This window comes from Anatilimnocola floriformis, assembly GCF_024256385.1.
In the GTDB taxonomy this organism is placed as follows: Bacteria; Planctomycetota; Planctomycetia; order Pirellulales; family Pirellulaceae; genus Anatilimnocola; species Anatilimnocola floriformis.
The window spans coordinates 2,671,353-2,685,768 of sequence record NZ_JAMLFW010000001.1; the positions used below are offsets into that span (position 1 = coordinate 2,671,353).

Annotated in this window: 6 protein-coding genes; 5 read left to right on the top strand and 1 reads right to left on the bottom strand. The window is 60.4% G+C overall.

What is annotated here, in order from left to right; genetic code table 11:
• Window positions 1–13 precede the first annotated feature (13 nt).
• The 3 genes from M9Q49_RS10365 to M9Q49_RS10375 are packed head-to-tail and all read left to right on the top strand — an operon-like array spanning window position 14 to window position 8,981.
• Entirely contained in the window at window positions 14–3,388 is a 3,375-nt protein-coding gene (locus tag M9Q49_RS10365; RefSeq protein WP_254508669.1) for an AAA family ATPase, read from the top strand.
• On the top strand, window positions 3,379–6,711 hold the full coding sequence (locus M9Q49_RS10370) for an AAA family ATPase (protein ID WP_254508670.1): 3,333 nt from the start codon (window positions 3,379–3,381) through the stop codon (window positions 6,709–6,711). The genes M9Q49_RS10365 and M9Q49_RS10370 overlap by 10 nt, the downstream gene beginning before the upstream one ends.
• The gene (locus M9Q49_RS10375; protein ID WP_254508671.1) at window positions 6,708–8,981 is read left to right on the top strand and encodes an AAA family ATPase; all 2,274 of its coding nucleotides are present in this window, start codon (window positions 6,708–6,710) and stop codon (window positions 8,979–8,981) included. The genes M9Q49_RS10370 and M9Q49_RS10375 overlap by 4 nt, the downstream gene beginning before the upstream one ends.
• Before the next feature lie 110 nt (window positions 8,982–9,091).
• Here the strand turns inward: M9Q49_RS10375 and M9Q49_RS10380 are convergent, their stop codons facing one another.
• On the bottom strand, window positions 9,092–11,803 hold the full coding sequence (locus M9Q49_RS10380; protein WP_254508672.1) for a beta-propeller fold lactonase family protein: 2,712 nt from the start codon (window positions 11,801–11,803) through the stop codon (window positions 9,092–9,094).
• A gap of 261 nt (window positions 11,804–12,064) precedes the next feature.
• Here M9Q49_RS10380 and M9Q49_RS10385 point away from each other — a divergent pair, with 261 nt between their 5' ends.
• Both M9Q49_RS10385 and M9Q49_RS10390 read left to right on the top strand, forming a co-directional pair.
• A complete protein-coding gene (locus tag M9Q49_RS10385) occupies window positions 12,065–13,891 on the top strand; it encodes a polymorphic toxin-type HINT domain-containing protein (RefSeq protein WP_254508673.1) in 1,827 nt (608 codons plus the stop codon).
• Window positions 13,892–13,968: 77 nt separating this feature from the next.
• Window positions 13,969–14,349: a hypothetical protein gene (locus M9Q49_RS10390; RefSeq protein WP_254508674.1), complete on the top strand. Its 381-nt coding sequence runs from the start codon at window positions 13,969–13,971 to the stop codon at window positions 14,347–14,349.
• Window positions 14,350–14,416: the final 67 nt, after the last annotated feature.

Consider the following 14,416-nt stretch of genomic DNA (forward strand, 5'->3'; position numbering starts at 1 on the left):
ATCGAAAAACCACATGCCCAAATTCACCTGGCGGCTCGCGGCCCTTGTGCAAACGCTGGCCGATGAAACGCTCCTCGCCGAGTCACTCCTGTTTCCCGGCGTGTCGCTACTGCAAACCGATCTCGGCCGCTTGCGCAAAACGCTCGGCAAGCGGCTGCGCGCGCAAATCAAAAAACTACCGCCCGAAGAAGCCTGGCGCTGCCGCCTCGGTGAATTGCCGGAGGTAAAAGAGATCGCCATCGAAGTGCCTCCGATCCGCGGCGATCGTTATCGAACAAATCCGGTTACGCTCAAATTGCACTACGTCCAGTGGCAACACGGTCCCTTAACGGGCGTACCCGCCGCGGACGCGGTGATCGCGTTTTTTCCCGCGCTGCAGATCGAGATTCTGGCGCCGAACGAAAAGGAACTCGCTGCGCAGCTCGAACCACAAATTCGCTCGGCCCTCTCGCGACAGGCCACGGCTTCGCACCTGCAGCGACTCGTACTGCTCGATCATCGGCGTTCACTGCAGCTGCGGCCGTTAAGCTTGCAAGTGAAACTGCCCACGCTCAAGCAAGCTGCCGTGGAAAAAGAGAAAGCCGCCGCAAAGGAAATCTCCATTCTCAAGCAGGTCGCCTTCGACCTCACGCAGACTTGGACCAAGCGCGAACGCGAGAAAACCTACGAACGAACTAGCGAAGTGCAGCGATTGGCTGAAACGCTGGCCGGGCCGCTGCCGCGCAGCGTGCTCCTGGTTGGCAAGTCAGGAGTTGGAAAGACTGCCGTGGTCCGCGAGCTCGCGCGGCTCCGCGGTTCCCTGGGCCTCGCCGACCGGCAACTGTGGTCAACCAGCGGTTCGCGCATCGTCGCCGGCATGACCGGCTTCGGCATGTGGCAGGAACGTTGTCAGAAGCTACTCAAGGAAGCCGCCCGCACGCGGGCCGTCGTTCATCTCGATCATCTCGCTGAGTTGATCGAGGTCGGCAAGGGTGGCGGCAATCAGCAAGGCATTGCTTCGCTCCTCTGTCCTGCGATCGCGCGCGGCACGCTGCTCGCAATCGCTGAATGTACGCCGCAGCAAATCGCTGCCATCGAGCGTGAAGATCCGCAGCTCCTCGAAGCCTTTGTGCAAATCGAAATCGCCGAGAGCACGCCGGAGCAGACCCGCAGCATCTTGCAACAAGTCGCCGGCAGTGGCTTGGAATCGGCAGCGCAAGTGATCGAGCCTGCTGCGCTCGGTGTGCTTGATCGCTTGCATCGACGCTACGCGGCTTACAGCGCTGCGCCGGGTCGGCCACTCCGCTTCCTGCGCAACATGCTGGAAGATCGCGACGAAAAACACACGATCACCGCTTCGGAAGTGACAAAGGAGTTTTCGCAAGAAACGGGCCTGCCGCTGTTCATGCTCGACGACGCCGTGCCGCTCGATGTCGAAGCAACTCGCCGCTGGTTTCAGCAGCGCGTGATCGGTCAGCCGCAGCCGGTCGATCTCGTCGTCGATCTCATCGCTGCCGTCAAAGCGGGCCTCGCCCGCGGCGGCAAACCGATCGCGTCAGTCCTCTTCATCGGCCCGACCGGCGTCGGCAAAACCGAGATGGCCAAGTCGCTGGCGGAGTTTCTCTATCAAGATCCGCACCGCATGATTCGCTTCGACATGAGCGAATATGCCCACGCACACGCCATCGAACGACTCATCGGCGGCACCTTTACGACGCAAGGTTTGCTCACGCAAAAGGTCCGCGATCAGCCATTCATGGTCGTGCTGCTCGACGAATTCGAGAAAGCTCATCCGCTGTTTTTCGATGTGTTACTGCAAGTCCTCGGCGAGGGACGTTTGACCGACGGCGCGGGCCGCGTCGCCGATTTCACGAGTACCGTTGTCATCATGACGTCGAATCTCGGCGCCGAATCGTTCCGCCAGGCCAACGTCGGCTTCGGCGGCGAGCGAGCGCTCGAACAACACGCCGAACGGCACTTCGAGCAGGAGGTGAAAAACTATCTGCGGCCTGAAATGTTCAACCGGCTCGATCGAATCGTCCCCTTCGCGCCGCTCGATCAGCGCACGATCAACAGCATCGCCCAACGTGAGATCGAACGAGTCACAGCCCGTGATGGCATTCGCCTGCGCAATTTGAATCTCACCATCGAGCCGGGCGTCGTCGATCAGCTCGCCGCCAACGGATTTGACCCACGCTACGGCGCGCGGCCGCTCAAGCGCGCGATCGAACGGCAACTGGTTGCGCCACTGGCGGAACAGCTCACTCGTTACGCCGGCGATGTCATTATCGACAGCACGGTTAAAACCGGCGACGGCCAGCTGACGATCGAATCGGCAGCGCGGCCAGCCTTGAGTAAAGGTGCCTTCGGCGGAACTGCTGATAACAACACGCTGGCCATCGTGAACGACGTGGTCGATCTCCGCCGCAAGCTGCAACAGCTGCGGCAGAGCGGTTCGCTTTTGCAGGCCCGCAACGAGATCCACCGTCTGCGACAGGTTCAGAAGCAAGAGCGAAAGAAGGCTCGCAAGCGCGGCCACGAGCCGAAGTTCCAGTTCTCGCCGCAAGACGCCAAGGCACTGCGGCAAGAAAAATTGCTGCAGCGCGTCGATAGCCTGACAGCCGATGTCTTTGCGCTGGAAGAAATGGCGTTGCAGGATTTGTACGCCGCTCGTCCGCTCTCAGCCGTGACGACCAGCGACACCCAGCAGGGCCTGGCCAAAGATCTGCGCGAACTGCTCTTTGATCTATATCTGCAGCAGGATGATCGGCCGTCGACGTTGACGCTGGTAATCACGGGCGAAGACATTTCGCACGTCTGCGAGCTTGGCCAGATCTATGCCAACCTGATCGAGTTGCGTGGGCCGCGGCCAGAACTCCATTGGCTGCGACTGCACAGCGCGCAGTTCACCGGCGAGCGCCGCAGCAAGATTTGGCCCGCCATGCAATTGCCGCACATCGTCGACACGCTCACCGAGAAGGGCGTGGTGGAGAAGCGTCCGGTACTTCTCGATGTGTGGGAGCCGACCCTGGCGGGAATTGCCGATCCACCGGACGAATGTATTGGGCTGGCGCTCGAAACGAAGCATGCTCACTCGATCTCGCTGCTGCAATCTGAAGGCGGCGCGCATCTTTTTGAAATGTCCGCGAACCGCCGACTGGTTTGCAATGTCGAAGCTATACCGATGCCGTTGATTGGTTTCGAACCGCCACCCAACATCGGCCGCGTCGGCTCCTATGCCAATCTCCGCTGTCGTCGCCGGTATGCAAAGTACGACAAAGTCGTGATCGATCCGTATTTGAATCAGACTTTTCCCATCGTCGACAAACAGCTCGAGCCTGCGGTTGCCGCCGCGGCCGAAGCACACCTTGCCAATCGCATTTGGGCCTTGCTCGATCAATGGAACTGACACTGCCGATTTACATCGAGGTCCGCCGCGAAGGGGGCCGCCCGATCCATCACGTTCGCACGTTGTTCATGCACGGGCCGCAGGCAGCCGATGCGCATCTGGGCCTGGCGATGGGCAAATTCAACAAACGGCTGAAAGAACAACTCGACGGCCTTGGTCGGCAGGATCGGCACGAAGACCTGATGCAAGCCGCGTTCTCGCCGCCGCTGCAATCGCGAGTGATCAAGCTCACCATCGAGTTGAAGCATCGCCAGGCGCGCGTCCGTTTCTTGTTCGCCACATTTGCCGCCCTCGAACGCCGCGTCGCCTTCACGCCATCGCTCCCAATGGTCTGGTTCGAATACGAAACCGACGCGCAGCTCGAAGCCGAAGCCACGCGAGCGATCCAGCATCACTATCGCGAATTGGAAAAGGTGCTCGGTCACGATGCCGAGGTTCGCCCCGAGGACGAAGCCATCCCCGGCCAAGCCTGGATTAGCACGGTCGACATCGAGGTAAACACACGCCCCTTCGATGAAAAGAAAATGGCTCGCGCCTTCGCCGCACTCCTCGACGACACGCGCGTCGATGGCGGCGTCGAACTGCAACGCGTCGGCCGTTGTCTCGATTGGCTCTATCCGGCTGAACTGCACCAGGCCGTTGGCCGCGATCGCGAGGTTTCTCAGCTGTACCATTTGCTCGATGGTCAGGACTGCCGACCAATCGTGCTCGTCGGCCCGCGGCTCGCCGGCAAAACCACCGTGCTGCACGAAACGGTTCGTCGACGCGTCGCGCGCCGCGGCAAACCCTACTCCGCCAAGCTCAACGTCTGGCTGTTATCGCCGCAGCGGCTCATCAGCGGCATGATGTATGTCGGCCAGTGGGAAGGTCGGCTGCAGGCGATTCTCAAAGTCGCTCGCAAGCAACGCCATGTGCTTTACTTCGACGATTTCCTCGGCTTGTATCGAGCAGGGATCAGTCGCGACGCCAGTCTGTGCGCAGCCGACGTCATCAAGCCATTCATCCAACGCCGCGAAGTGCGCGTGCTCGCCGAAATGACGCCCGAAGCCTGGCAAACGTTTTGTGAACGCGATCGCGGCCTGGCCGATCAGTTTCATGTGATACGCGTCGATGCGATGGGCGAGGAAGCGACGCGTCGCGTGATGATTCAAGTGCTGCGCAACTTAGAAGCGGAACATCATCTCAAGTTCAACCTCGATGCGCTGCCGTCAATGCTGCAGCTGCAGCAAGGCTACATTCGCGACGCCGCTTTCCCGGGCAAGAGCGCCGCCTTTGCGCGGCAACTCGCGCTGAAGATGCCCTCGCGCACGATTGCCCGCCGCGAAGTGTATGACGAGTTTCATCGCAAAACCGGCTTAGCTTTGTCGATTCTTGATGAACAGATTCAGCTCAATCGCAGCGAAGTGCTGAAGAACCTGCAACAACGCATGATCGGCCAGGAAGCAGCCGTTTCCGCTGCCGCCGACGTGGTGACCATCGCCAAGGCGCGCCTCGCCGATCGATCTCATCCGCTCGCGGTACTCCTCTTTCTCGGCCCGACCGGAGTGGGCAAGACGCAATGCGCCAAGGTTCTCGCCGAGGTCATGTACAGCGATCCGGCCCGGCTGTTGCGATTCGATATGAATGAATACGCCTCGCCGTCGGCTGCGGCACAGTTGCTCGGCACACCGGGAGAGCCCGATGGTCTGCTGACATCGGCCGTTCGCCGTCAACCGTTTTCGATCGTGCTGCTCGATGAAATTGAAAAGGCGCATCCAGATGTCTTCGACCTGCTGCTGCAAGTGACCGGCGAAGGGCGGCTGACCGATGCTTTGGGCCGGACTGCCGATTTTTCGAACACCGTGGTGGTGATGACCTCGAATCTGGGAACGGCCCACGGCGGCCAAATCGGTCTCGCGAATAACCCGGCTTCGCGGCAGCACGTGTTCGTCAAAGCGGCCGAAAGCTTTTTCCGGCCGGAGTTTTTCAACCGCATCGATCGAGTGATTCCGTTCGAATCATTATCGCGCGACCAGATGCGGAACATCGCGCAGCTGTTGCTCGAAGATATTTTCCGCCGCGACGGCCTGGTGCGTCGCCGCTGCGCGCTCTGCGTGCATGAAGCCGCGATGGAGAGCATCGTCGATGCCGGCTATCACCCTCAGTTCGGCGCGCGAGCACTGAAGCGAGCCATCGAACAACAGCTGATGCATCCCGTCGCGGCGAGCCTGTCGGGGGTGAACCCTGAGCTCCCCGCGGTCATCACCGTTTATCCCGCCCCCGAGGGTGTGACGGCTGCAGTGCAACCGCTGGGCAGCGTGCAAGCCAACGATTGTCATGCGTTCGATGATGCCGAGCCAGCCGAGAAGATCCGCCGCATCGCCGGGTTTCTCGATCGCGTGGAAGATGAACTCGAATCGCATCGCCCCGCCAGCAGCGGCGGTGGCCGAGGGCTTTCGGCGGAGCAGATTCGTTACTACGCCCTCAAGGAGCAACTGCAACAACTGCGCGAGATGCACCGCGACGTCAGCGAACTGGTTGCGAAAGCAGCCTCGGCTGGTCCGGTTTCGGCGACGACGCCACGCATTGTTGGGCCCACCAAAGAGCTGACTCGCAATTACATGCGCCGCGTGCCGATCGGCAGTTTGTTGCGCGACTTCGCTTCAGCGCAGGATGTTCACGATTATCTCACCGAAGCTGCCCAAAAACCAAAGCCTGAAGCAACTGCGGCCCGGTTGCTCGATCTGCGTTATGAAGCGGCCCATCTGCAAACCATGCTCGCGTCAGCCAGCGAGCCGCAGGATGTGCTGTTCTGGCTGAAGCCGCTGGTACGCATCAGCCGTCCTGCCTTGGTGCTGAAACTGCAAACTATTTTGAGTGTTTTCAAAGATGAGTTCGGATTCTCCGCGCGGATCGTTAGCGACAACCGCGCGGAAGGATTTGTAGCGCACCTGTCCGGTTCCGGAATCGGGCCGCTCGCCCGCGCCGAAGCTGGCATCCATATGTTCTGCGAACAAAAAGAAAACCTGATTCCCGTGCAGGTCTGGGTGCTGGCTTTCAGCGGCGACGCTGCCACGGCTGCCAAAGAGTTGCGTCAGCAACATGATGACGGGCTCGTCCAATTGCGGAGCGGTCAGGCAACGGCTGCCGATGATCCATTCCCGCTCGGCAACATCCTGCGCTTCTACGACGAAGCTGGGTCGACGATCGATCTGCGCAGCGGTCTGACGCAGCCGACGTTTCCGACCACGAAGGAATGGAAAACACTCCTGCTTGCCGGTTTGCCGCTACCGCCGGAACTCGCCGTACGGGCGGATGATCAAGAAGCGGAGGTGCAATCATGACGCAACCTTTTCCCGTTGTTGTCTGGCAAGACTCGCAGGGCGCTTTCACGGCCAGCGTGCTCGATGGTGCGCGGGCCGCTGCCGTCGACGTCAACGTGCCAGCCGCGCTGCTGCAGCTCAAGCGTTATCTGATCTGGAACTTTCGCCAAACGGGTGGCATGGGTTCGGCCGATTTCGCCGACCTGTCGCTGCGCGATCATCGCGTCCGCATCCGCGCCGAGTACAACACGGGGGACTACGTTTATCCCGTCAGCCCGCCGCTGGAACTCCGAATCACTTGCGTTCACGGCAAGCGCGGCGACGGCGCGCTGCATTGCGTCATTCCGACACTCGGCATTCGCTTGACCTATCAGCCGCAAGATCCGATCGAGGATCTCGTGAAAGAGGCGGTGCAGCAAGCTCTCGGCAAGCTCACGCCGCGCGATCTGTCGCGGCATCTGATGCCCGGCGCATTCAGCTTGCACGCCGTCCACGTTCCCAATCAGCGCCAATCGATTCGCGAGAAACCCGAGCAATATGCCGCGCTCAGCAGCGTCGCCGAACGACTGGGTCAACGCGGCCGGGCCGGTCGTTGGCCACGGGCGTTGCTGCGCGATAAAGAAGTCCGGCAGGTCGCCGGACATTTGAAGGATGAGCGTGCGAGCCTGCTACTCGTCGGCGAGCGCGGCGGCGGCAAGTCGACCGTCCTCGTCGAAGCCATTCGTCTGTTGCAGCGGACGAATGTGAAAAAGCCCAGCGAAGAGCAAACCGAAGAAGAAGAGAAGAAGTCGACAGCCCTCCGCAACTTTTGGCTGACCAGCGGCGCGCGAATCATCGCCGGCATGAAGTACCTCGGCCAATGGGAGCAGCGTTGCGAACAAATGATCGCCGAGCTGGGCGAAAAGGGCGGACTGCTCTGCGTGGAAGACCTGCTCGAATTGGCGACAGTCGGCGGCGGTAAAGAAGGCGCAAACGTCGCGAACTTTCTGCATCCTTACGTCGAGCGCGGCGAACTGCGACTTGTAGCCGAAACGACGCCCGCCGAGCTCGACGCCTGCCGGCAGTTGCTGCCGGGGCTCGTCGATCAATTTCAGGTTATTCACATTCCCGAGTTTTCGCCCACTGACGGCCGCGCGCTGCTCGACGAGTTGCTGCGAACCGGCGCTCGGCATCAGAAGTTGGAACTCGACGAAGGGTTGGCCGGGCTTGTTTATCGACTGTTCAAGCGGTTTCAACCGTATGCGGCGTTTCCCGGCCGGAGTGCCGCGTTCGTGCGGCACTTGCTGGACGACTCTGCCAAGGAACAGCGGACGAAGCTCACTCAGCACCACGTGCTCGCGCGGTTTCAGCGTGACACTGGTTTGCCGGAAGTGCTGCTGCGCGATGATCTGCCATTGCCGCACGAGGAAGTTCTCACGCGTTTCCGCGGCGAGGTTCTCGGCCAGGAAGCGGCTTGCGCCGCTGCTGCCGGAGTCGTCACCGCGCTCAAGAGTGGCTTGAATGACCCGAATCGTCCGCTCGGCGTGCTCCTCCTCTGCGGCCCGACCGGCGTCGGCAAAACCGAAATGGCCAAGGCCCTGTCGCGCTTCATTTTCGGCGCCGGCAACATGAAAGACCGGCTCGTTCGCCTCGATATGAGCGAATATGCCGGTTACGGCGCGGCCCAGCGGCTGTTTCAGAATGCCGATGGCCAGTTGAGCGAGTTCATCCAGCGGATTCGTCGTCAGCCGTTTGTCGTGGTCCTCTTCGACGAAATCGAAAAAGCCGCGCCGGAAGTTCTCGATGCATTGCTCGGTGTACTCGACGAAGGCCGCCTGACCGATCGCTTCGGCCGGACGACGACATTTCGCAGCGCGGTGATTGTGATGACGAGCAATATCGGCGCAGAACGGAGCGCCGCGGTCGGTTTCGATTCGACCGTCCAACCAGCCTTCGAGCGGATTGCCATGGGAACGTTTCGCCCGGAGTTCTACAACCGGATCGATTCGGTCATCGCCTTCCAGCCACTCTCGCGCGAGACGATCCGTTCCCTCGCCCGTCGCGAATTGGCTGCCATCGCCCAGCGCGAAGGGTTGGCCAAGAACGATCTCCGCCTCGAATGGAGCGACTCCCTCGTCGATCATCTCGCGGCCGCTGGTTACGACGCCCGCTATGGCGCCCGGCCGCTACATCGCGCGGTTGAACAGCTCATCATCGCGCCGCTCGCCAAGTGGCTCCTTGCCAATCCGACCGCGCGAGAACGGATCGTGCATGTCGATCTGGCTGAGAACAATGAGATCGTGGTGTGGTAGTAATGCGCTAGGGTCACGTAGTCCGAAGCCATGCTTCGGACCAGTGGCTCGACGTTAATGCTCGAACGAACCATGGCCTCGTTCTACGCGACCTTACTGACGTGAATGCTCTAATTCTTCCCCTGTCGCTCACGGGCTTCTTCCTCTTCATCTTCTTCTACAGCAGTCACCGCCCATTCGGGGAACGGCACTTTGCTTCCTTTCACGCTGCGCCAAATGATGCGATTGAGAACGTCTTCCGGCGCGCGGTCGATCTCGGCGAAGTTGAGCGTCGCCGAGACGAGGGCGTCTTCCCGCAGGATCGGGTCGAGGATTGACTTGGGATCGGGGTTCATCGTGTCGATCGGGATATTCGTCGGCACCGAATCGAACGGCTTGAAGTTTGGCTCGTCGGTGAAGCAATCGAACATCGGCACAGCCGAGGCGTCGAACTGATTCATCGGCTTCATGCCGAGGATTTGTTCCATCGTGCGGATCAAGCTCGTCGTGTTGTACTGCGTGCTGATGAGTTCCCCGCGTTTGGCAAACGGGCTCAGCACATAGGCGGTTGTGCGATAGCCGCTGACGTGATCCCAGCCATTTTGCGGATCGTCTTCAATCGCAAAGATGGCCATATCCTTCCAGAATTTCGAGTGACTCAGCGCGTCGGCAATGCGTCCGAAGGCCAGATCGTTGTCGGCAACGCAGGCCGACGGCGTAGGGCAGCCGACCTTCGTGCCACTGCCGTGATCCTGCGGCAGGCAGATGATCACGAGGTTCGGGAACTCGCCCTTGGCTTCGTATTCCTTCAGCTCGTTGATGATGAAATCGGCGCGGAACTGATCGGGCACCGACATGTTCCAGCCGACATACGCCGTCGGCGAAAAGGGCTTGAGGCTTTCGACCGACGGCGACGAAGCGAAAACCACTTCCTTCGATTCGCCTCTCCAAGTGCGATAGCAGGCTAGGAAACTCGGGTTACCCTTCTTGGCCGGATCGGCGTACTTCACTTCCGGGCCCATGAATTCGCCGTAGTTGCGAATCGTCTTTTTGTGGAGCAACGCGTTATCCCAAATAAAACCGGCCGGCGAATAGGCGATGGCATCGCTTTCGTCGGGGCCCATGCCGTCGGGATAGCTCCGCGGAAAACCGGCGAAGCTCTTCTCCATGTAATCGGTGCTGAAGGCCGTGGTGCTCCACTGATGCCCGTCGGCGCTGAGGATGCCGGCGCAGTAAGTGTTGTCGAGCAGCACAAAGTCATTGACCATCTTGTGCTGATTGGGCGTGACGTTTTCGCCGAAGATGCACAGATCGGCGTGGCCGCGGCCGCGTTTGAGCGCACCGAAGACCTGATCGTAGGTGCGGTTCTCCTTGAGAATGTAAACGACGTGCTTGATCTTGCTCGGCTCACCGATCCGTTCAGGAATGGCCCGCGGCGGCTGATCTGGGCGCGGCGGTTGCCCTGCCTGGGCGATGCGGCCGCGCCGCATGTTTACCGCGGCCCGCTGCGAAAGCTTGGCCAGCGTCGGAGCATCGGCCGGCAATGGCACGAGCGAAACCGAACCGGAGTAATGATGCGAGTTGAACCCTTCTGCGCCCGAGCCTGGCTGCTTCTTCGGCGCAAGTGGAATGCCTTTGATATTCGCCGCGTAAATATGCTTTCGCTCGGCATCGAAGGCCAGCGCGCCGGGAAACCAACCAACGGGGATCAAGCCTTGCAGAACCGATTCCCCTTTGTCTTCAGGATCGAACTTGATCACCGCGATGGCATTTTGCGAACCATTGGCGACGTACAGACGTTTGCCGTTCGGTGCAAAGGCGAGGGCGTTGGGCGAAGCGCCGAAGAGGTCGGAAGGTTTTTGTTTACACCAGATCGTATCGATCACTTGCTCCTTGGCGACATCGATCAGGCTGATGTTATCGCTGCCCGCGTTCGCGCAGACGACGTATTCTTTGTCTGGCGAAACCGCGAGAGCACAGGCGTGCAGACCCGTGAGTAGTTCGACGGTCTTCTGCTTTCCCTCGAGATCAACAATGCTCACCGAGCCTTCGCTGGCGATGAAGCGAACGGGATCGACGCGCACTTCGGTGCCCCGGCCAGCGGGGCCGACAAGATCGCCAGCGCCAGGACGACGGCCGGCCCAGTTGCTGACGTAGGCTTTGTGGCCGACGAGCACCACATCGTAGGGCGCCGCGCCGACGTCGAAGGTGCGGAGCGTCTTGCCGGTGGCGGTTTCGATTTCGAGCAGTTTGTTCGAGAGGTTGCCGCAGACATACAGCAGCTTGCCATCGGCGGTGAGGGCCAGGCCGCTGGGAATCTCGGGTTTTCGCCGCGGCGCGTTGGCGAGCGGCAGATGAATCGTATGCGAAGGAGCGATTTTTCCATCGGTGACGACAAAGACTTTGATCGAGCCATTCACGTTGCTCAGATAAAGCTTCTGGCCATCGGCGGAAAAGATCAGACCAGTAAAACTGACGATGCCCTTCGTATCGGGCATGAGGATGTTCGTCGACGGCGCTTCCGGTGGCTCGGTTTTGTCGTCAGCGGGAAGTTTGACGCGCTGCAGAATCTCACCTTTGGCCGGTTCGATGACGACGAGCTCACTCGTCTTGCCCGAGGTCACCAGCATTTTGCCATCGGGCGAAAGAGCCAGCGCCTGCGGCCGCAAACCGGGCAGTTCGACCAACCGACCAAACGGAGTGAGGAGTTGATTCACCGGAGTGACGATGAATTCCTCGCGCGACCGGCCGACGAGATCGGTTTTGGCATCCTCCACCGGTTCCTGGGCAGCGGCGAAACAAGTCAACGACAACAGCGTGACGACGCACCAGACTCGAAACATGGCAGAATCACTTTCGGGAAAAGCCGAACGGCCAATAACACGAGAAAGAATCGTAACCCATCGAGCCGGCAGTGAAACAGTCGGCGCAGGGCGGAAAGCAAGGCTGTTTGTCACAGGCAACGTGTTCGCAGTTGGCATTTCGCAGCAAGCCGCAAATTGTTTGCGTCGCTTGGTTTGCTTCCGCTATGCTGACCACGTCGCGGCTCGGATTGGGGCATCCCGTCGCGATCTTTTCTTTTGGAACAGGCGGGAGGCGGTCGTATGAACGCTGGGACAGGATGGTCGCGCGAATACTTTTCTTTGCTTTCGTTGGCAGTGTTGCCGGCGCTCTCGCTGGCGGTCGAGAAAGTTGACAAAGCCAGCGCTATCGCCAACGACGCAGTACGCGAGGCGCTGCAGCGCGAAGTGTATGGCCTCGACGTTGATCGCGAGCAGCTCCTTTCGGCAGCACTCGAACAAGCCCCCGACAATGCCGCGGCGCGCTGGCAGCATGGGTATGTTCGTTCGACAACGGGCGAATGGGTAAAGCTCGATGACCGCTCGGACAAGAAGCGGCAATCGCTGCTGAAGGGATACGAAAATCAGCGGGCGAATAGCAAAGACACAGTCGTCGATCAGTTGGAACTGGCTGACTGGTGTGGCAAGCATTTTCTCCGCGAGCAGGAACGCGTTCACTTGCTGCGCGTATGCGAGTTGAGTCCCGATCACACCGCGGCTCGACAGCGACTGGGTTTTGTCCACATCGGCAACGATTGGGTTTTGCGCGACGAGATCAACAAACAGCAAGCTCAAGACGCAGCCGCGAAAAAGGCGATTGCTTACTGGACTCCACATCTCACCAAGCTGGCCGCTCAGTTGTCGGCCAGCGATGCCGCAAAACGAGAAGCCGCTGCTGCCCAGTTGAAGCAGATTCATGATCCAGCTGCGCTGCCTGCAATGCAGCAAGTCCTCGGTACGCGCGGCGAAGAGATGGAGCTGCTAGTCGTCGAAGCGACCGCGCAAATGACCGATCCAGCCGCCATTGCCGCGCTGGCCCGGCATGCCGTCTTTTCGCCATCGCTGTTTGTGCGGCATACCGCGGCCACGAAGTTGCAGGCCTGCGATCGTGACAGCTATGTGCCGATGCTGGTTTCTTCGATGTTCACCCCCGTGGTTTCGCAGATCGCAGAAGTGGCTCTGCCGAACGGCAGAATCGGTTACCGGCAGATGTTTTTGCGTGAAGGCGCCGATCGGCAAGAGTTGTTGATTCTCGATACGACGTATCAGCGAGTCGCTGCGCCCGGCGGCGACAGTCAGCAGACGTTTGGCGTTGCGGCTCGCGATGCTCGCCTGACTGCGCGGCGCTTGGAACAAGCGGCAGCCGCTCAAAATCGAGCGACCGAGGCACTCAACGATCGGATCGCCTGGGTGCTGAACACAGCGACGCAGGAAAAGCTGCCAGCCGTGCCCGACGAATGGTGGACGTGGTGGAACGAACAGAATGAAGTCTTCGCCACGGGGAGCAAGGCCGTTGCCACGATTCAACACTCGCGCACCGTAGCCGTGGTCGAGCAGGGTCCAAATTCGCTCGGCAGCGGCAACGGCACGGGACAGGCCGGGAGTGGCTCTCGCTCGATCAGCGCGAGTGGTGGCCGCATGGATTGCCTGGCTGCAGGCACGCCGGTGTGGACCGAGCGGGGCGAAGTGGCCATCGAAAAAATTCTGGCCGGTGACCTGGTGTTGTCGCGCGATATCGACTCGGGCGAACTGGCCTTCAAGCCGGTGCTGCGCACTACGGTTCGTCCTCCCGGCAGGCTCGTGAAGATTCAGGCGGGCAACGAAACCTTCGAAACCAGCGGCGGTCACTTGTTCTGGGTTTCGGGCCAAGGTTGGGTGAAGTCGCGGCAGTTGGAGTCCGGCATGGTGCTGCACACGGCGACCGGGCCGACGCGAGTGGCGGAGGTCAGCGAATCGCCGGTCGCGCCGACTTACAATCTGGTCGTCGCCGATTTCAACAACTACTTTGTGGGCAAGCAGAAAGTGTTGTCGCACGACAACACCGTCCGTCGCCCAACCAATGTTGCAGTTCCTGGCTTGAAGCCGGAGTAAGCGGCACGGTACGATCAATAGTAACTACCTGCCGGTGAGTTAATGAGTGGGGCTGCTCAATCGCACCGGAGCCAAAAATGGACCTACGCTTCATTCCTCGCGTGTTCGTGGCCGGAACTCTATTCCTGCTGGCCGCAGACGCCACGCTTCGCGGCGTCGAGCCGCCACCGGCCAATCGGGGTTCCAAGCTCACTCAGGAAAGAGTTCGCGAGGCGCTGCAGCGAGAAGTCTATGGCTTGAGTGAGGATCGCGAGAAACTGCTGCAGGCTGCGGCCAATGATGAAGCTGGCGCACAACTGCCGCAGTGGTATCTGGGTCGCGTGCAAGGTGCCGATGGCAATTGGAAAGCGGCCGACGCCAAGCCAACGGCGCGCGAGGGGCAACTCTATCGCGAGTACGCCGCGCTCCGCAGCACGAAAGCCGACGACGCGGCGAGTCACAAGTTGCTCGCCGATTAGTGTGATAAGAACGGCTTGAAGCAGCAGGAGCGAGCGCATTTGCTCCGTTCCTTGGCCCTCAATGCTA